Genomic DNA, 18,822 nt, shown 5'->3' on the forward strand with positions numbered 1-18,822 from the left:
GTCAGCAGCACCCAAATACTCTGCCGGTCAAAGCCATTCATGGAACGGATGCAAACTCCGTCCATTCTCCATCCGTTGAGGAGGGCGAGCATGACCACGACGGCGCACGCGAAGGCGATCTTGGCCGATCCAACCCATAGCTGATCTTGCGACTATGATCCCAGGTCCCTTGCAGCAACTCAGACTTCGATCCGACCGGAAAGGCGCTGCGCGCTGGTGAAGCAGCATAGCTTGCGCGGCAACGGTCGTCGTGAAGGAGCCCCGTCGTGACCGATCCCAGAACCTCTTCCTTCGGCAGTCCCCCTTCGCAAGTGCAGGCGGGTCCAGAAACACGCCGCTGGGGTAGCTGGAGTTCGATCGTCGTCGGCGCCGTGATCGCGCTGATCGGACTGATCCTGGCGGCAGGAGGCGCATGGCTCGCCATGCTGGGCGGGTCCCTCTATTATCTGGTCGTCGGCGTCGCGATGGCGGTGGCAGGCGCTCTGCTCATCAAGGGGCGGCTTGCCGGCGGCTGGCTGTATCTCGGCATCGTCGCTGTCACTTTCATATGGGCCTGGTGGGAATCGGGTCCGGATGCCTGGGCGCTGGTGCCGCGGATCGTCGCGCCCGTCGTGCTGCTGGTCGCCGTGCTGCTCGTGATGCCGACGCTGAGCTGGCGGCGCAACCGCTGGCAGCTGGCGCTGGGCGGCGTGGCGGCGGCGGTGCTGGTCACCGGGGTGAACCTGTGGGTGGCGGACGCCAATGCGCCCAATCCGATCTGGAGCCAGTTGCCCGCACCCGGCACCGCCGGCATGGCGGATCCGTCCGGCCAGCAGGTCGGCGCCGACTGGCCGGCCTATGGCGGCACGTACAGCGCCCGGCGCTACTCGCCGCTGGCGCAGATCAATCCGGCAAACGTCGGCAAGCTGAAGCGGGCGTGGGTGATCCACACCGGCGACCTGCCGAAGTCGGAGAAAATCCGGAACACCTATGGCGCGGAGACGACGCCGCTGAAGATCGGCGACACCCTCTATCTGTGCACCCCCAAGAACATCATGATCGCGCTGGAGGCAGCGACGGGCCGGGAGCGCTGGCGCTACGATCCCAAGGTGCCGGACGAGGCGATCCCCTATACCGCAGCGTGCCGCGGCGTCGTCTATTATGCGGTTCCGGGCATGGCAGCCGACCAGGCTTGTGCGACCCGGATCATCGAAGGCACGCTCGACGCGCGCCTGATCGCCGTGGATGCACGCAGCGGCCGGCTGTGCCCGGATTTCGGCACCAACGGCCAGACGGATGCCAAGATCGGCATGGGAGAGGTGCCGCCGGGCTTCGTGTCGATCAATTCGCCGCCGACGCTGGTACGCGGCGTGCTGGTGACCGGGCATCAGGTGCTGGATGGACAGGACCGCTGGGCGCCCTCTGGCGTGATCCAGGGTTTCGACGCCCGTACCGGACAGCTACGCTGGGCGTGGGACATGATGAACCCGCAGTGGAGCGGTTATCCGCCCGAGGGCCAGACCTGGGCACGCGGCACCCCCAACATGTGGACGATCGCCTCGGGCGACGAGCAGCTGGGTCTGGTCTATCTTCCGATGGGCAATGCGGCGGTGGATTATTACTCCAGCCTTCGCCGGCCCGAGGAGAAGCGGTTCGCAACCTCGCTGGTCGCGATCGACGTGACCACCGGCAAGCCACGCTGGCGCTTCCAGGCGGTGCGCAACGATGTGTGGGATTATGACTTCGGCGCGCAGGCGACGCTGGTCGACTTCAAGGGCACCCCGGCGCTGGTGCTGCCGTCGAAGCAGGGCGACATCTATGTGCTGGACCGGCGTAACGGCCGCGCGCTGACGCCGGTGGGGGAGATCCGTGCCCCCTCCGGCGGCGTCGAACCGGAGCAGCGCGCCGCCACCCAGCCGGTGTCGCTGTGGCATACGCTGCGCAAGCCCGACCTGACCGAGCGCGACATGTGGGGCATGTCGCCGATCGACCAGATGATCTGCCGCATCCAATACCGCAGGGCGAGCTACAAGGGCTTCTTCACGCCGCCCGAGGCCGGGCGTCGCTCAATCGAATATCCCGGCTATAACGGCGGCACCGATTGGGGCGGCATCGCGATCGACCCGCAGCGCGGGGTGATCGTCGCCAACTACAACGACATGCCCAACTACGTCACGCTGGTGCCCCGTGCCGAGGCGAACAAGCGGGGCTGGGCGCCGCGCGATCAGGCGCGCGGCGACATCGGCGGCGCGGAGGGTGCCGGCGATCCGCAGGCGAACACGCCCTATGCGGTCGACGTGAATGCCGGCTGGCGCAACAAGTTCTGGCCTTTCTCGAAGAACGGCACCGGCATGCTGTGCAAGGAGCCTCCCTATGGCGGTATCCGGGCGATCAACATGGCCGACGGCAAGATCATCTGGGACCGTGCGTTCGGGACCGCACGCACCAACGGGCCGTTCGGCATCCCCTCGATGCTGCCCTTCACCATCGGCACGCCCAACAACGGTGGCGCGGTGGTGACCGCCGGCGGACTGGTGTTCATCGCCGCGGCCACTGACAATCTGATCCGGGCGATCGACCTGCGCACCGGCAAGACGATCTGGCAGGATGTGCTGCCGGGCGGCGGTCAGGCGACGCCGATGACCTATGAAGCGAACGGCAAGCAGTATCTGGTGATCATGGCGGGCGGACACCACTTCATGGAAACGCCGGTCAGCGACGCGCTGATCGCCTATGCGCTGCCCGATTGAGGCGAGTGCCCGGGAGCAGGACGCGAAGGCGCGCCCTGCTCCCGACGACGGGCAGCTGGTGCCCCGGCGGGCCCACGATCGACAGAATGCAAGCCTGGCGGCGTATCGTTCCGCCCTTCTTCGCGGACCGCAGCCAGCTCGGCTTCCCCCTGATTCGGTAATCGGGCGAAATCCGATATGGGGTGGCGCATGCGAGCCCTGTTCCCCCTCTTCTTCTCCCTGTTAGCCAGCTGCGGGGACATCCCGCGCGATCCGGACGGCAGCCTCGAACGCATCCGGCGAGAACGGATCCTGCACGTCGGAATGGTCGATGGCGCCGATCTCCAGAGCATCCGCCGTGCCGACGCCCTGATCGCAGCCTTGGCGAAGGACACCGGGGCGAACCCGGCCGTGACCCGCGACGGGCAAGAGGCGCTGCTGCTGCGACTGGAAGCTGGCGACCTCGACATCGTGGTCGGCGGGCGTTTCGCCGAAGACACACCTTGGAAGACCCGCGTCACGCTTGGCCCCCCGCTCGCGTCCGAGACGGCAGCGGCAAACACGCTGAACGACCATGCGGTGACCCGCAACGGCGAGAACGCATGGATTGTGCTGGTGCAACGAGAGGCAAGGAAGGTGGCACGATGAGCAACGCCCTGCCCGAAGCGTCCGTGCCGCTGATGCGCCGCGCCGAGCGGCTGGAATGGTGGTCGATCGCCTGGACGATCAGCGTGATCGCCGTGATGGGCGCGGCAATGGGATCCAGCCAGACGATGAAGACGGCCTGGATCGAGGATTGCCTGAGCCTGATCCCGCCGATCGTGTTCCTCGTTGCCGTCCGGATCGAGCGCTGGGCGCCGACGACACGCTTTCCGAACGGGTTCCAGCGCGCGCCCAGCCTCGCCTTCGCCATCGCGGCGGCAGCGCTGACGGCGCTCGGCGGGAGCTTGCTGGTGAACTCCGCAATGAGCCTGTTCGCGCAGGAACATGCCACCATCGCCGCCGTCGACGTCCTTGGCCACGAATTATGGCTCGGCTGGGTCATGGTCGCAGCCCAGGTCTATTCGATCGTGGTGCCGCTGGTGCTCGGCCGGCTGAAGCTGCCGCTGGCCAGGGCACTCAACGACAAGACGCTGTTTACCGACGCGCAGACCCAGAAGGCGAACTGGATGACCGGCATCGCCGGGATCGGTGGCGTGATCGGAATCGGGCTCGGCTATTGGTGGGCCGATGCCGTGGCGGCGGGCATCATTGCTCTCGACATCCTCAACGACGGATTGCGCGCCCTTCGTGCGGCAACGGCCGAGCTCGTGGACGGAACGCCGCGGGCTCTCGACAGCCCGAAGATCGCCGAAGATGCCGCCGCAATAGACCAGCTACTCAGAGCCCGCTTCCCGGGCGCGGAGGTCCGGTTGCGCGAAACCGGGCGCATCATCCGCGCGCAAGTGATCGGCGCGACGCCTCCTGAACAAAGGGTGGATCCCGCGACCTATTGGACGGGGGATCCGGAACGATCCTGGCGCCTGGGCCAGATCAGCTTCGTGGCACCGGAGCCTTTTGAGCAGGAGCCCGCGGCATCCGCATCGAAGGGGAACGGCTGAGTCCTATGCCGGTGCTGACCGACCGCCCGCGCCGCCGATTTAGAAGGTCAGCACGATCTTTCCGCGGACATGGCCCTTCTCCAGCCGCTCGTATGCAGAGGACGCGTCTTCGACGGGAAACACCGCGGCAACCTCGACCTTCACCTTGCCCGCGTCGATCAGCGCCGCGATTTCGCCGAGCTGCTTCGTGTTGACCTGTGCCAGCCAGCGTTCCGGCACGCGGATGTTGCGGTCCCTGCCCTTGTCGGGTTCGGCGACATCGAGCGTGGAGACGAGCGTGCCGCCGTCGCGCAGCACGGCAAAGGACCGGGTCTGCGTCTCGCCGCCGACCAGGTCGAGCACGAGGTCGATGTCGGTTGCGACGTCCTCGAACCGCTGGTTCTTGTAGTCGATCGCCGTATCCGCGCCGATCGAGCGGACATAGTCGAGATCGTTCGTCCCCGCGGTCGCGAACACCGTCGCGCCCTTTGCCTTGGCGAATTGGACGGCGAGGTGTCCCACGCCACCGGCACCGCCGTGGATCAGCACGCGTTGCCCCGCCTGCAAGCCGCCGTGGTCGAACAGCCCCTGCCACGCCGTCATGCCCGCCAGCGGCACCGCGGCCGCATGCACGAGATCGATCGAAGCTGGCGCGGCGGCAAGCTCCAGCGCCTTCACCACCACATATCCGCTCTGCCCACCGCGATCGAAGCCGATGAAGGCGAACACGGGGTCGCCCTTGCGAAGCATATAGTGCGCACGGGCGCCGACCGCCTCGATCGTCCCGGCAAGGTCGCGGCCCAGAATGGCGGGCAGCGCGTCCTCGCCGACCGGCGGGAACTCGCCCTCGCGCGTCTTGTAGTCGACAGGATTCAGGCTGGCGGCGGCGACCCGGACCAGCACCTCGTCATCCTTGGCCTGGGGGATCGGGACCGGTTCGACCCGCAGCACCTCCGGCCCACCAAATGCGTGCACCCGTACCGATTTGCTCTCGTGCATCTGTGCCTCCTGAAACTTGGGCAGGCCCTTCTCGTGGGCCGATCGTCACTCGCCGAACGGATAGGTCTCGGGCATGCCGCGATGGTGCTCCGGACCCAGCGGCGTCACGGCGCGGGTCGTGTCGAACCACACATAGGCGTCGAACTGCTCGGGCAGGACCGCGTCGCTATAGTGGCTCCAGCGCTCCGTGTCGGGGCGATAGATGACGCCGATGAAGCGCTCCAGCCGCGGTTCCGCCAACGCGCGCCGCAGCGCCTCGTGCCGTCCGGGCGCAAGATCGAGCAGAAACCGCTCGGTGCCGCTGTCGTGGCATAGCCGCTCATAGCTGTCGCGACGGGAGGGATTGACGCGCTTCACCTCCATGTCGCCGTCCCAGTCAGTCGCTGCGGCCACGGTGCCGCTATGGGTGCCGAAGCCGATAGACGCGACCGCATCGCCCCACTCCTCGCGGCAGAACTGCCCGATGTTCAGCTCGTCCCGCACCTGCCCCATGTCGGTCGCACGCGCGTCGCCGATGTGGCTGTTGTGCGCCCAGACGATCGCCTTGGCGTCCGGCCCCTTGGCATCCAGCAGATGGCGCAGGGTCTCGAACATGTGCGTGTCGCGCAGGTTCCAGCTCTCCGCGCCGCCATAGTACATGATCCGGTAGTAGCGCTCGGCCGACGCGACCAGCCGCGCGTTCTGCGCCGCATCCAGGAAATCGTCGCCGTCCTCCGCCGCATAGTCGAGCTGCTTCTGGAGCAAGGCCTGGCACTGCTCGATCACGGCCCGCTCGCACTCGGCATAGCCCCGGCTGAGCGCCGCGCGGCCATAGGTCGCCGGGTTCTTCTGCCAGGGCGTGAGGCATCCGTACCGCTCGCGCGCCGCGGCACCGGCTTCGGGATCGATCCGGTCCAGATAGTCGAGCACCGCGCCAATCGACCCGGACATGTTGTAGATGTCGAGCCCGTAGAAGCCGGCACGGTCGTGCATCGGCCTGTCGGCATTGTGCGCGTGCATCCAGCGGATCAGCGCCTGGACGTCGGTGTTGCGCCACATCCAGGTGGGGAAGCGCTGGAACGGCGTTTCCGCGCCGGGCCGCGGCTCGCGATGGCGGACGAAGCGGTCGACGGTGGCGGCATCCGGCCAATCCGCCTCGACCGCGACGATGGTGAAGCCGTGGTGCTCGACGAGGTGCCGGGTGATGGCGGCACGCGCCTGGTAGAATTCGCTGGTGCCGTGGCTCGCCTCCCCCAGCAGCAGCACCCGGCGATCCGCGAACCGATCGAACAGGCGGCCGAATGCCGGATCGTCGAACGCGGGCAGCGGCTCTGCCGCTTCGGCGATCATCTCCGGCAGCGTCTGCTTGCGCGAGGCGCCGGGGGTGTGATTGCTCGCGGAGCGGCTGCCATCCTCCGGCCAGCCATGGGCGCCGATCAGCGGCACGAACGTGACGGCGCCGAGGTTCTGCTCCTCGAAGCTATCCTCGGTGATGCGGGTCACCTTGCAGAGCTTCTGATCGCCCGGTTCTCCCACCGGCACGATCAGGTGCCCGCCCACCGCCAGTTGCTGCTTCAGCGCATGGGGTACATCCGGCCCGCCCGCGGACACCAGGATCGCGTCGAACGGAGCTTCGGCCGGCAGTCCGCCGCTGCCGTCGCCACTCTCGATCCGGACGTTGTCGTAGCCGAGCGCCTCGATCCGCGCCGCCGCTGCGGTGCCGAGCTGCGCATGCCGTTCGACGGCGAACACCTGATTGGCGACCTGGCCGAGAACGGCGGCGGCGTAGCCGGATCCGGCCCCCACCTCCAGCACCCGATCCTGCCGCCCGATCTCGGCCGCCTCGATCATGGCCGCCACGATGAACGGCTGGGAGATCGTCTGTTCCGCCCCGATCGGCAGGGGCGTGTCCTCATACGCGAATTCGGCAAGCGCCTTCGGTACGAAACGTTCGCGCGGCACCGTGCGCATCGCGTCGAGCACCGCCGCGTCGCGAATGCCACCCCGCGCGATCTGCACGTCCACCATCCTGGCGCGGGCGGCAGCGAAGTCGATCATGGTTCAGCCCCTGCTGTCGTGCTCGGGCTTTCCCTTGCGCTTGGTGTGCGCCAACTCCTCCAGCTGCTTCTCGCTCATGGAGTCCTCCATGCTCTTGGAGGTACCTTTCAGCTTCGACTTCGGGGTGTCGCCGCGCTTGGCGCTGAGCGCGGCACCGGCGGCCTTCTGCTGGGCGGCGGGCTTTGCGGGCATCTTCACTCTCCTCTCGAGAGAGGTCAACGCACCGGGGCAACCATGGTGCCTCAACCGAGAGCGACGGTTCCTAGGGTGGATCAGCGCAATGCCCGTGCCGAAAGGAACGCGCGGTCGGCGTCGCGGTGCGTGCGTGCTCGCGGTGCGGATTTCCTCCCGCTACGAGCGGAGCGACGTCTGGCGGCGCACCGAGGGCGATCCGGAAAGTGCGCCCGCTCGCGAGTGGTCCGATCCCGCGCTCCACCAGTCGCATGCTGGCGAACCTGGCGCTGCTTGGGATCGCCATCCTAGCGACTGGGACGCTGCTGTCGCTCTCCGCCGACGGGATCGCGACGCGGACGCGGTTGTCCACGGCATGATCGGCTTCCTGCTGGTCGCATTCGCGACCTCCCTTCCGGAACTGAGCTCGGTAACCGCCGCCGTTATATTGAAGAGTTCTGGGGAAGACGGGGTCCGCAGAAGAGCAGGATCCGATGACATTCGACACAGGTAGGGGACGACAGAACGAGTGCCATCGCCGTCTGTCTCGCCTTTCGCCCTCAACGCGTAACGATCCCCGGAACACCATGCTCAACCACAAACCGGTGGTTTGTGGTACGCGGGGAGCGCCGATCCGTGACTTGATCGAATGCGATCATGTCGGTCGTCCAACTTTGGGGCGTGAGCGTGCAGATGGAGTAGCCACGGCGATCCTCCAGCAGCTTCAGGTCGGGATTGCGCGACAGGATGATGTCGTTGCCCGGCAGTGCGCCCGCCCCGTCTCCGCCGGAGGTAGCGGACGTCGTCAGGAACTCGGCGCCCAGCACCGGCCCGTCCTTCCGGCGGAGATTGCCGGCGAAATGCTGGTGCGCGTCCCCGGTCAGCACGACTAGGTTGCGCACCCGCTGATCCGCGATGTGACCGAGCAGACGCTCCCGTGCCGCCGGATAGCCGCCCCAAGTATCCATGCTAAAGATCGGCTCGCACGCTCCCGGCGCGTTCCCCAGGTCGAGATCCATCATCAGCACCTGCTGGGCGAGCAGGTTCCAGCGACTCTCCGATCTCGCGAGGCCTTGCGCCAGCCAGCGCTCTTGCTCCGATCCGAGCAGGGTGCGCGCAGGATCGCGCGCCATGTCGCAGAGCGCCTTGTCCCCGTCGCCACAAGCCTGGTCGGAGCGATACTGGCGCGTGTCGAGGAAGTGCGCATCCAGCAGCCTGCCCCAGCTGGCATGACGGTGCATGCGCAACCCTCCAGCCCTCGGAAAGGCCGAGCGGCGGACCGGCATGTGCTCGTACCAGGCCTGCAGCGCAGCCGCGCGACGCAGTAGGAAGATCTCCGGCGGCGTGCCGCTTTCGTCACGATCGGCAGCCCAATTGTTCTCGATCTCGTGATCGTCGAACGTCACGAACCAGGCGCAGGCTGCGTGCGCGCGCTGGAGGTCGGGATCGCTCTTCACCTGCGCATAGCGGAGACGATAGTCGGCGAGGCTGTAGGTCTCCCCGCCGAGATGGCGGCGGACGGGGCTGAACGGCCGCCCGCGCAGCATGCGCAGCGGCGGCGCAGGCGCATATTCGTAGATATAGTCGCCATAGTGGAACAGGAAGTCGAGCTCCTGATCGGCAAGCGCGGCAAAGGCGTGGAACCAGCCTTCCTCATAATGCTGGCACCCCGCAACGCCGAAGCGCAGCTGCTGCACGTCCGCGGTCGGCGCGGGCGCGGTGGCGGCACGCCCGACGAAGCTGCGGTCCCCGAACGCGCCAAAGCGGTACCAATAGGGCCGGCCCGCCTCCAGACCGGTTACCTCGACGTGCACCGCATGCGCCAGTTCGGGCCGGGCGATCGCCACTCCGTGCTGCACGACGGTGCGGAAGGCGGCATCGCGCGCAACCTCCCACGCGACTTCGAGCGGACGCCCGGGCATGCCGCCATCCGGCTCCAGCGGCGCCGGCGCCAGCCGGGTCCAGATGACGAAGCCGTCGGGCGCAGGATCGCCCGCAGCGACGCCAAGCTGGAACGGCGTGACGTCGAACCCCTGCGCCCGCAGGCCGAGCGGTGCGAGCAGCGCTGCACCTCCCAGCCCGCCGAGCAGCATGCGGCGGTTCCATTGCAAGTCACCCGGCATCAGAAGTTCCAGGTTGCGACGGCGCGCGCGGTGCGCCCGAAGATCGGGCGACCGAAATTCACCTCGTCCACACCCTGCCCCGTTAACGCATCGACGCGGGGGTTACCCTCGGTGATGCCGACCGTGTTGGTGACGTTGGTGACCACGACCTGGAACTGAAGCTGCCCCAGCCGGGCCGTCGCGCCGAGATCCAGCGTGGTATACGCGGGCAGCCGCGTCGAGTTCAGGGCGTCGACGTAGCGGCCGCCGGTATGCGAGACCGAGCCGTAAAGTGTGGCGTCGGCCCCACCCAGGTCGAAGAAGAGCGTCGGCGTCACGCGCGCGACGATCTCGGGGACGCGTACCGGCAGCTTGTCGTTGAACTGATCGCCCAGGTTGCCATAGGTCCGCTCCTGCAGGTCGCGCTGCCGCGGCCTCTGCCAGGTTAGATTGCCAGCAATCTCGAACTGCGGGATGGGCCGGATCACCGCCTCCGTCTCGAGACCATAGACCTTGAGCTTGCCCCAGAAGGTTGCGCTCTCGTTGGTTCCCGTGATCGGGTTGACGGTCGGCCCGGGCACGGAGAGCTGGTCGAAGTCGCTGTAGAAGGCGGTGGCGAACAGCGAGAACGGGCGGCTGTTGTACTTCAGCCCAACCTCTGCGCCGGTGATACCATCATCGGGCGCGGTGTTGTTGGTCACGGTCGCCCAAACGTTCCGGCTGCGGAAGGCGCTGGTGTAGCGCGCAAAGGCGGCGACGCGGCGGCTGAAGGCGTAGTTGGCACCCAACGTCCAGGCGAGGTTGTCGTCCTTTTGCCGGATGACCTGCGTCCGGCCGCTGTTGCCCTGGAAGCTGTTGTCCGCCAGCGTCGTCGGATCGCCCATATCGCGGGTTTCGGTCAGCCAGCGAACGCCGGTTTGGTCGTACCATTCGTTGCGAATGCCGGCGTCGATCGTCAGCGCGTCGTTCACCTCCCAGCTGTCCGCGAGATAAAGCGCATAGCGTTCCGCTTCCGCCCGGCCGCCGATGTAGTAGGACCCGTAGCGCAGGAACCCGTCGTCGGTGACGGAGCCCAGCACATTGCCCGCCGCATCCACGGCGACCAGGTCGAGCCGGCGTGCCTGTCCGCCGACCTCGTTCAGCGAATCCTGCAGCAGCCGCTGGTGCTGGAACGTCGCGCGCGAGTAGCTGAGCCCGGCTGAAAGCCGGTGCAAGCCTGGCCCCACGCCCGACAGGTCCTTGTCGAGCCGGAACTCGTTGATGATCGTCGATCCCTTGATCGGCACATAGCGGTAGGATTGCTCGATCACGAGCCCGCGCGAGACGGCCGGATCCCAGGGAATGCGCGCGCCTCCGGTGCCGCGGTCGTTGGCGAGCAGGTACTGCAAGCCAGCGACCTGTGGGCCAAAGGCGGTGCGGGCCGCGGCAAGGCGGCGGCCAACATAGGCTTGATGGTCGAAAGCCTCGGTGGTGGAGTAGAGGCCGTCGAGATCGACGGTCGCGGTCAGGTAGCGCAGCTTGTTGCTGATCGACCAGCCGTCGCCGAACTGCTTGTCGAAGTCGAAGCCGGTCAGGAACACCTGCGCATGGCGGCCGTCCGCAAGGTCACGCTGGATGGATTCTGTCTGATCCCCGGTGAACGTCTTCACCACATAATGCCGGTTGGCGTTGGTCAGCATGCTGCCGCGCAACGGATCGATCAGGTCCTCGAGCGAGCTGCCGTCGCGCGGGTCCTTGAGCGGGATTGGCAGGTAGAAGACGTTGGTTTCGTCGATGTACTTGGCATAGGCGGTGACCTGGCCACCCTCGAAGCGCTTGGTGATGTTGACGCGGAATTGGCCACCCTTGTCGGCGGTGAAGCCGGTGTCGCGGTATCCGTCATGCTGGCGCACGAAGCCACCGGCCGCATAATACCAGTCGCCGCCCAGCGGGCCCGACGCATAGGCGTCGAGCCGTTTCATGCCGCTGTCCTGCCAGGTCAGCCGGATGGCACCCTTCGCCTCATCGCCACCCTTGCGGGTGATGGTGTTGATGACGCCCGCGGGCGCATTGCTGGTGAAAATGGGTGCCGAGCCGAAGCGCACCGCCTCCACCCGATCAACCATGATGTCCATGCGCTGGAAGCTGTCGCCGTTCAGGTAGATCTCGTTGGGATCCTGAAAGAACAGCATCCCGTCTTCCTGCAGCGCGACGAACCGCGTGCCGAAGGAGCCGGGCAGGCCGCGCGGGCTGATGTTGTTGTTCGACTCGCCGCCCGAGGCCTCTACGTAGAAGCCCGGCAGCTTGCCAATGAGGTCGGCCGTGCTCTGCGGCGCCAGTAACTGGATCTGCTGCTCGTCGACGGTCGAGACGGCATAGGACGCGTCGAACTTCGACGTCCCTTCGGCAACGCCGGTCACGACGATGTCGCCACCGTACAGTCCCTCCCCGCCGGCACCTTCCGACGACTGCGCCGTGCGGTCGGGCCCGCGGACCACCAGAGTGCCGTCGGCTGCGGAACTCACCGTCAGTGGCGTGCCGACAACCGCGCGCTCCGCCGCGGCACGAGCAGACAGGCGGCCGCGAATGGCGGGAGCGGTTCGCCCGCCGACCAGTTCAGGGCGGAACAGGATGTCGGTGCCGGTCTGCCGGGCGATCGCCTCCAGGCTCGCGCCGAGCGGCTGGGCTGGGATGTTCAGCACGACCTGCTGGTCCTGACCGGCAACGGCCGCCGGGGCCGCCAAGGCGGGCGCGCTCGTCCCCGCAAGGAGGGCAAGGCAAAGGGCCCGGCGAACGCGCCGGTTGATGGAATGCAACACGATGATACTCCCCCCGTTCTGACGGCAGGATCGGACTCAGCCGATCTCCTCTCCTCGACGAGCGAGCCGCGATTTACCCCACCCCAAAATTCTTAGAGTATTTCTAGCCGTCCGCGTGTTGGAGGGTGATCTCGCGACCGGAGCTGATCGCACGAACCGGCAGCAGCATGGCGAGCGCCTTGGCGAAGGCGGCGTTGTCGCCGACCCGGTAGACGCCGCTCAGGCGTTCCTCCCCGACGGTTTCGTCCACCAAGACCAGAGGCAGGTTACTGTATCGGTTCATTTCCCGCACCGCATCGGCGAGGCGGGTGTCGCGGAACACTGCGCGGCCATCCTGCCAGGCGAGCAGGTCGAGCGGCTCAGGATGGTCGATCGCCGGGGCGCTCCTAAGGCCTGCCCGCAACCGGTCCCCGGAACGAAGCGACACCGAGGCCCCTGCACCATGCTCCACACGCGCACTACCGGCCACCGCGAAATAGGCCGTGAGCTCGGCATCCGAACGGATGTCGAAGCGACCGCGGTCGGTGCGCAGTACGCCGCCTGAAACTTCGACCAGAAAGGGGCGCGGGTCGGATGCTACGTCGAGCAGCACCTGTCCCTGTTTCAATTCGATGCGGCGACGCCCGCGATCGAAGCGCACTTCCACCACGGTGCTGGTGTTCATCAGCAACCGGCTGCCGTCGGCAAGCTTGAGCCCGCGTCGCTCCCCAAGCGCCGTCGCATAGGCCGCATCGGGCAGCGCCAGCGCCCAGAGCCCCGCCCCACCGGCTGCCGCCAGCCCGAGTCCACCCGCCAAGACGGCGCGCCGGGACACGGCACGCGCATGGATCGGCGCGCGCTCGATCTCGCCCAATCCGCCCACCTGCTCCCAGACGCCAGTCAGGTGCTCGAACCGGGACGCATTTTCCGGATCCCGATCGAGCCAGGCGCGGAACGCCGCCACGTCCTCCGCCGTGCGATCCTCCGCATGAAGGCGTGCCAGCCATGCTGCCGCATCGGCATGCCCGCCGCTCATGCGCCCTCGCTGCTCCTCAATAATCGGCCGTCCAGTCGGCGATGTCCGCGGCTGCCCGCGCGATGTGCTTCTCGACCGCGCTTTGGCTGATGCCGAGCGCAGCCGCAATCTCGCGGTACTTCATACCATCCAGGCGGTGCATCAGGAATATCTCGCGTGTCCGCGCGGGCAAGCGCTCTATACCGCTTCGAACGCGCGCAAGCCGTTGCCGCATCTCGGCATGTTCGTCCGGCAGCGGACGGGGATCGCCGACCTGGAAGGCGTTGGCGTCCAGTGCGGCCGGACTCGCAGGATGCCGCGCTCGGCGCGCATCGTCGCACGCCTGGTTTCTGGCCGACCGGACCAGAAACGCCTCCAGGTTGCACACGGTGTCCGTTCCGCGGTCCAGCGTACGCACCAGCGCCTCCTGCAGCAGGTCCTCCGCATCGGCGCGACCGGTGATCCGCGCGATCTGCTGGCGCAGCCGCTCAAACGTTCCCATCGAGGAAAGCAATGACAGATGTCTCCACGGCCGACGTCAGCGCCCGATAGGAGCAGCAAACGACGGTTGCATGACACTCCCAAAGCTTGGTCTCATGGGCCGCTTGAGAAGGCGGCCATCGCCACGGAAAGCTTGCCTCGGAAGCCGGCCTTGGGCGGTCCTGACGCCGAGTGGTTGGCAAAACTCCTGGCACGCAAGTGGAACTGGGCCGCCAGCGGAGGAGCAGCTGTCACGGGAACTTCATGCGGCCGGCATAATCGCTGTGCAGCCATCTTTGGCCGGGGGGCAATGATGCTGCGCGCCTGATCGGCGGACGCGGCCTTTGTGGTGGAGGGTCGACGTCATGATCGAAGTGACGGCTATCGGCGAACGGCCGGCCGCTGCCGTGCACGATGCGGAAATGCGGCGTGCCTTGCACCGCTTCGTCTCGCAGCGGCTTCGTGACCAGGTCGAGGGCGAGGACATCGTCCAAGAAACGTATCTCCGCCTCTACGACTATCGCCGCACGCGCCCGATCGCGGACGCGGCCGCGTTCTGCTTCGCCGTGGCGCGCAACCTGGTGCACGACCATTTCCGCCGCCAGCGGGCACACCCGCCGGTCGCAGAGCTGGCGGAAGAGATCGCCTGTCCGTTGCCGCGGGCCGAGGAGGTGCTGGACTACCGACAGCGCGTGGACATTCTGGTCCGCGCGCTCAAGGTCATGCCCCCGCTGCGGCGAGAGATCTTTCTGAGGCGCCGCCTGGACGGAGTGCCGAGTGCCGTGGTGGCGACCGATCTTGGCATGCGCCAGGCTTCGGTCGAGAAGCACTGCACGCGCGCGCTTGCCGACCTCCGGCACGCCCTGGAGCGGCGCGGCCTGTCGATTGGAGGCGGGGCATGAGTCGGCGGGAGGCACTCCGCGAGGCGGCGCACTGGGCGATGCGCGAAGACGAGGCGGTGCTTGCCGAGCCCCCGCCAAGCGCCGCGGCCGACATCCAGCGCGTCCTCGACGATCCGGCGCTGACTGCGGCCTTGTCAGAGATCGCTGCCAGCAGCCGTCTGTCCGATGAGGAGGTCCGCCGGATGCGCGCGCGTGGCAAGCGAGCCGCCGGCGCCGGGATAGTGACGATGCTGGGGCTGGCAGTCGGCTTAGGCACCTGGCAGACGAGCCTGCCCCAGACGCCTGCCGCGGTGAACCAGCATTTTGAAACCGGGCGCGGCGAATACCGGGTCGTCGCGCTCGCCGATGGGACGAAGGTCGAACTCAACGGCGCGACTAGCCTGGACGTCACGTTCGACCGTGGCTTGCGGATCGTGGCGATGAAACGGGGCGAGGCCCGTTTCGACGTCGCGCACGAGCCGAACCGCGCCTTCGTTGTCCGCGCAGGCGACTCCACTACCCGGGTGCTGGGAACGGCGTTCTCGGTCGATATGGCCAGCCAGGCGGTAAAGCTGGCGGTCTATCGCGGCCGCGTCCGCTTCGGCGGTGCGGCCGGCAGCGCCCGCGACGTGGTGGTGCCCGCCGGCTGGCGCTCCAGCTTTGCGCATGGTGCCGCCACTCATCCGACCCGGTTCGATGGCGTTCCGCAGGACTGGCGACGATCCTGGATCGACACCGACAACATGGTGCTTGGCGACTTGGTCGAGGAGCTCAACCGACGCGCCGGGCCAGCGGTTGCGGCCCCGCCCCCGCATCTTGCTGAACTGCCGCTTTCCGGCCGGTTCAAGCTGAACGATGCGGAAGAACTGCTGGGCGCGATCGGGGAGATCTATGGATTCCGCGTCGCTCGAGAGGAGGATGGGCTGCGGCTGGTGACGGCGCAACCATGACATTGGCGTCACGAAACTGACGCTGCACTGCAACAAAATTCTTTTGTCCTGATCCCATGCCGCCCTCGTCTTTGCCTCGGAGGCGCCGTTGCGCCGAGTGGAGGGAATGGAATGAAGATCTGGGGGATTTCCAAGGGCGCGCTGGCGATCGCATGTGCGGCGCCGGTGACGGCTCAGGCGCAACCGGTAGCGACGCCGGCAGCCGCCGTGCACTTCGACATCGGGGCGTCGGATTTGCGGTCGGCGCTGTCGCACTTCTCGCGCGTGACCGGAATGCAAGTGGTGGTGGCACCGGCGATGGTGTCGGGCCGTCGGACGAGCGGCGTTCGCGGCGCCTTTACCACGCGCGCGGCGCTCGACCAGCTGCTGCGCGGCACCAGCCTGGTCGCCTCGGTGCGCGGCGGCGTGGCCATTCTGAAGCCGCAGGCGAACCCGTCGGTCCCGCGGCCCATCCCGGCCGCAGCCGTGCGTCCGGCGCCCGTCGTGCAAGACAGCGCCTCCTATGTATCCGGAGCGTCGGATGAACTGTCGACCGAGGAGGTCGTCGTCACAGGCTTTCGGCAGAGCATCGCCGAAGCGCAGCAGCTCAAGCGCAATGCGGTGGGTGCCGAGGACGATATCGTCGCCACCGACATCGCCGCCTTCCCCGACCTGAACCTGGCGGAATCGCTGCAGCGTATTCCCGGCATCACCATCACCCGCGACAGCGGCGAGGGCCGGCAGATCGCGCTGCGCGGCTTGGGCGCCGACTTCACCCGCACCCAGCTCAATGGCATGGAAGTGCTGGGCAACACCGCGTCGGGGATGGACAATCGCGGCGGCGTCAGCCGGTCGCGCTCATTCGACTACAGCCTCTTCGCGTCGGAGTTGTTCAGCCGCGTCTCCGTACAGAAATCCTATTCGGCCGAGCAGGACGAAGGCGGCATCGCCGGCACGGTGCAACTCACCACCGCCAAGCCGTTCGACTATGACGGTGCCAAGTTCGTGGTGTCGGCCAAGGGGCAGACCAACACCAACACCAGCGGCGTGACGCCGCGCCTGGTGGGCCTAGTGTCCGAACGCTGGGGCGATTTCGGCGCACTGTTCTCGGTCGCGTACAGCCACATCCGAAACAACGAATATGGCTACCGCAACTGGGGCTGGGGCCTCACCAAATATGCGCCAAAGAACATCGCCCCGGGCATTGATGCCGCCACGCGGGCGAACCTCTTGGCGGGCGTTTGGCAGCCGACCGCCCAGTCGCCTTCGAGCTGGTACACGGATCGTCGCCGACTGGGCGTGACGTCCGCGTTTCAATATCATCCGGGCGACCGCTTCAAGATCGATGTCGACCTGCTCTACGGCCGGCTGTGGGATCATCGCGACGGCTATGCAATCGCCAGCGCCGGTGCCAATCCGCTGACCGGCACGTCGATCAACGGCACGCAGATCATCCAGAGCGCGGTGATCGACGACACCAACACCCTGCGCGCGGCGAGCTTCACGGGCATCGACCAGCGTTCCGAGCACCACATCGTCGAGAACCACACCGACTTCTACCAGGCGGTCGCCAATTCCGAGTGGAAGCCGACCGACCGGCTGACGATCCACGCGCTCGCCGGCTTCGAGCAGTCCGACTTCGCCCAGCCCGTGTTCGACAAGGTGTTCATGGAGGCCAAGAACATGGCCTTCAGCTATGACACGCGCCCCGACCGGCCGTTCAACACCTATGGCAAGGACCTGACCGATCCGAACAACTGGCAGTTGCAGCGGCTGGACGTCCAGGAGAACGAGATCGTCAACCGCTACACCAACGGCCAGCTGGAGGCGGCCTGGCAGCTGAACGACGCGCTGACGCTGAAGGCGGGCGGCGCGTACAAGCATTTCGTGAACAGCGGCTACACCTGGGCGAACAAGGTGTTCCACAATGTGCCCGGCCTCACCCCGATCCCGAACGACCTGAAGCAGCTGGTCGGGGTCGACACCACGATCCAGTATATCGTCGGCAATGTGGACGGCACCTATGCCTATATCGGCGACAACCGGAACCTGACCGCGGCCAACCTGCAGGCCGGCAGCGATTATCGGGTGGACGAAGAGACCTGGGCCGGGTTCGCGCAGCTCAACCTCGACACGGAGCTCGGCGGCATGCGGCTGCGCGCCAATGCGGGCGTGCGCTACTACTCGACCGACCTGACCTCGTCGGGCAATCTCGCGACCGGCGCCGGCTTCGTGCCGGTGTCGATCGAGAACAACAGCGACGGCTGGCTGCCCGCCGCCAATGTCGCACTGGACGTGGCGCGCGACGTCGTGCTGCGTGTCAGCGCCAGCCGCAACGTCAACCGGCCCGGCCTCGGTGATCTCGCCGCTGCAGGATCGATCACGACCCGCCCGAACGGCGGCTCGCTCAGCCTCGGCAACCCGTTCCTGAAGCCCTTCAAAGCGACTTCGGTCGAGGGTTCAGCCGAATGGTACATGGACAGCGACGGCTTCGCGTCGGTGGCCTTCTTCTACAAAAGCATGGACAGCTTCATCACCTCGTCATCGCAGCAGATACCTTATGGCGAGACCGGGCTGCCGCTGTCGCTGCTGATCCAGGGCCAGGACGCCAGCACGCCCTATGATGTCAGCCAGCCGATCAACGGTCCGGGCGCCGACATCAAGGGGGTCGAGGTCGCGTTCCAGCACGACTTCACTTTCCTGCCCGGCGCGCTCAAGGACCTGGGCGTGGTCGTGAACGGCACCTGGTTCGATGGGGAACGGACCGCCTTTTACACCACCGGCGGCGTGACGAGCTCACGCGTGCTTCCGCTCGACAACCTGTCGAAGTGGGCGTTCAACGCGACGCTCTATTACGAGAACCCGGTTTGGGGCGCCCGCATCTCCAGCGCCTATCGCGACGCCTATCTGACCGGCGCTGGCAACGCGCTCGCGAATTCGGGCGGCGGCATCAAGGCGACCAACAACGTCGACTTCCAGGCGCATGTCAACCTGCTGCCCAACGTCCGCCTGATCGCCGAGGGCATCAACCTGACCAACCAGCCGATCGAGCAATTCTCCAGCTTGCTCGATGCCGAGCGCCGGGAGGTCTACACCACCAGCGGTCGTACCTTCGCGCTCGGGGTAAGCGCGGAGTTCTGAGG

Annotated in this window: 13 protein-coding genes; 6 read left to right on the top strand and 7 right to left on the bottom strand. The window is 67.0% G+C overall.

Annotation, left to right across the window (positions count from 1 at the left end):
* Positions 1 to 266 precede the first annotated feature (266 nt).
* The 3 genes from VPH46_RS06645 to VPH46_RS06655 all read left to right on the top strand — a co-directional run bounded on the left by VPH46_RS06645 (position 267) and on the right by VPH46_RS06655 (position 4,309).
* Complete coding sequence (locus tag VPH46_RS06645; RefSeq protein WP_416609860.1) at positions 267 to 2,729, top strand: membrane-bound PQQ-dependent dehydrogenase, glucose/quinate/shikimate family; 2,463 nt, start codon at positions 267 to 269, stop codon at positions 2,727 to 2,729.
* A 177-nt stretch (positions 2,730 to 2,906) separates the two neighbouring features.
* Positions 2,907 to 3,356, top strand: a complete 450-nt coding sequence (locus VPH46_RS06650; RefSeq protein WP_416609862.1) for a hypothetical protein — start codon at positions 2,907 to 2,909, stop codon at positions 3,354 to 3,356.
* Positions 3,353 to 4,309 (top strand): cation transporter, encoded by a 957-nt coding sequence (locus tag VPH46_RS06655; protein WP_239436775.1) that lies wholly within the window; start codon positions 3,353 to 3,355, stop codon positions 4,307 to 4,309. The genes VPH46_RS06650 and VPH46_RS06655 overlap by 4 nt, the downstream gene beginning before the upstream one ends.
* Before the next feature lie 39 nt (positions 4,310 to 4,348).
* On the opposite strand, the gene VPH46_RS06660 is transcribed toward VPH46_RS06655, so the two are convergent.
* The 7 genes from VPH46_RS06660 to VPH46_RS06690 all read right to left on the bottom strand — a co-directional run bounded on the left by VPH46_RS06660 (position 4,349) and on the right by VPH46_RS06690 (position 13,891).
* A complete protein-coding gene (locus VPH46_RS06660; protein WP_416609864.1) occupies positions 4,349 to 5,287 on the bottom strand; it encodes an NADP-dependent oxidoreductase in 939 nt (312 codons plus the stop codon).
* A 45-nt stretch (positions 5,288 to 5,332) separates the two neighbouring features.
* Positions 5,333 to 7,324: a protein-L-isoaspartate(D-aspartate) O-methyltransferase gene (locus VPH46_RS06665; protein ID WP_416609866.1), complete on the bottom strand. Its 1,992-nt coding sequence runs from the start codon at positions 7,322 to 7,324 to the stop codon at positions 5,333 to 5,335.
* A gap of 3 nt (positions 7,325 to 7,327) precedes the next feature.
* A complete protein-coding gene (locus VPH46_RS06670; RefSeq protein ID WP_416609868.1) occupies positions 7,328 to 7,516 on the bottom strand; it encodes a DUF3008 family protein in 189 nt (62 codons plus the stop codon).
* Positions 7,517 to 8,055: 539 nt separating this feature from the next.
* Entirely contained in the window at positions 8,056 to 9,618 is a 1,563-nt protein-coding gene (locus VPH46_RS06675) for an alkaline phosphatase D family protein (RefSeq protein WP_416609870.1), read from the bottom strand.
* A complete protein-coding gene (locus VPH46_RS06680; RefSeq protein ID WP_416609872.1) occupies positions 9,618 to 12,320 on the bottom strand; it encodes a TonB-dependent receptor in 2,703 nt (900 codons plus the stop codon). Before VPH46_RS06680 ends, VPH46_RS06675 begins: the two co-directional genes overlap by 1 nt.
* Positions 12,321 to 12,498: 178 nt before the next feature.
* Positions 12,499 to 13,410, bottom strand: a complete 912-nt coding sequence (locus tag VPH46_RS06685) for a FecR family protein (RefSeq protein WP_416609874.1) — start codon at positions 13,408 to 13,410, stop codon at positions 12,499 to 12,501.
* Between the two features lie 16 nt (positions 13,411 to 13,426).
* Positions 13,427 to 13,891, bottom strand: coding sequence for an RNA polymerase sigma factor (locus VPH46_RS06690; protein ID WP_416609876.1), 465 nt, complete (start codon positions 13,889 to 13,891; stop codon positions 13,427 to 13,429).
* Between the two features lie 343 nt (positions 13,892 to 14,234).
* Here VPH46_RS06690 and VPH46_RS06695 point away from each other — a divergent pair, with 343 nt between their 5' ends.
* The 3 genes from VPH46_RS06695 (at position 14,235) to VPH46_RS06705 (ending at position 18,820) form a co-directional block, all read left to right on the top strand.
* Positions 14,235 to 14,771 carry an RNA polymerase sigma factor gene (locus VPH46_RS06695; protein ID WP_125961711.1) on the top strand — a complete coding sequence of 179 codons (537 nt, stop codon included), beginning with the start codon at positions 14,235 to 14,237 and terminating at the stop codon, positions 14,769 to 14,771.
* Positions 14,768 to 15,700 carry a FecR family protein gene (locus tag VPH46_RS06700; RefSeq protein WP_416609878.1) on the top strand — a complete coding sequence of 311 codons (933 nt, stop codon included), beginning with the start codon at positions 14,768 to 14,770 and terminating at the stop codon, positions 15,698 to 15,700. Before VPH46_RS06695 ends, VPH46_RS06700 begins: the two co-directional genes overlap by 4 nt.
* Before the next feature lie 111 nt (positions 15,701 to 15,811).
* A complete protein-coding gene (locus VPH46_RS06705; RefSeq protein WP_416609880.1) occupies positions 15,812 to 18,820 on the top strand; it encodes a TonB-dependent receptor in 3,009 nt (1,002 codons plus the stop codon).
* Positions 18,821 to 18,822: the final 2 nt, after the last annotated feature.

This window comes from Sphingomonas sp. MJ1 (PH-R8), assembly GCF_048058635.1.
GTDB lineage: Bacteria > Pseudomonadota > Alphaproteobacteria > Sphingomonadales > Sphingomonadaceae > Sphingomonas.

What these genes read in the sequence shown, in the direction of transcription:
- VPH46_RS06650 (WP_416609862.1), top strand. Translation starts at nt 2,907, where the DNA reads ATGGGGTGGCGCATGCGAGCCCTGTTCCCCCTCTTCTTCTCCCTGTTA.
- VPH46_RS06655 (WP_239436775.1), top strand. Translation starts at nt 3,353, where the DNA reads ATGAGCAACGCCCTGCCCGAAGCGTCCGTGCCGCTGATGCGCCGCGCC.
- VPH46_RS06660 (WP_416609864.1), bottom strand. Translation starts at nt 5,287, where the DNA reads ATGCACGAGAGCAAATCGGTACGGGTGCACGCATTTGGTGGGCCGGAG.
- VPH46_RS06665 (WP_416609866.1), bottom strand. Translation starts at nt 7,324, where the DNA reads ATGATCGACTTCGCTGCCGCCCGCGCCAGGATGGTGGACGTGCAGATC.
- VPH46_RS06670 (WP_416609868.1), bottom strand. Translation starts at nt 7,516, where the DNA reads ATGCCCGCAAAGCCCGCCGCCCAGCAGAAGGCCGCCGGTGCCGCGCTC.
- VPH46_RS06675 (WP_416609870.1), bottom strand. Translation starts at nt 9,618, where the DNA reads ATGCCGGGTGACTTGCAATGGAACCGCCGCATGCTGCTCGGCGGGCTG.
- VPH46_RS06685 (WP_416609874.1), bottom strand. Translation starts at nt 13,410, where the DNA reads ATGAGCGGCGGGCATGCCGATGCGGCAGCATGGCTGGCACGCCTTCAT.
- VPH46_RS06690 (WP_416609876.1), bottom strand. Translation starts at nt 13,891, where the DNA reads ATGGGAACGTTTGAGCGGCTGCGCCAGCAGATCGCGCGGATCACCGGT.
- VPH46_RS06695 (WP_125961711.1), top strand. Translation starts at nt 14,235, where the DNA reads ATGATCGAAGTGACGGCTATCGGCGAACGGCCGGCCGCTGCCGTGCAC.
- VPH46_RS06700 (WP_416609878.1), top strand. Translation starts at nt 14,768, where the DNA reads ATGAGTCGGCGGGAGGCACTCCGCGAGGCGGCGCACTGGGCGATGCGC.
- VPH46_RS06705 (WP_416609880.1), top strand. Translation starts at nt 15,812, where the DNA reads ATGAAGATCTGGGGGATTTCCAAGGGCGCGCTGGCGATCGCATGTGCG.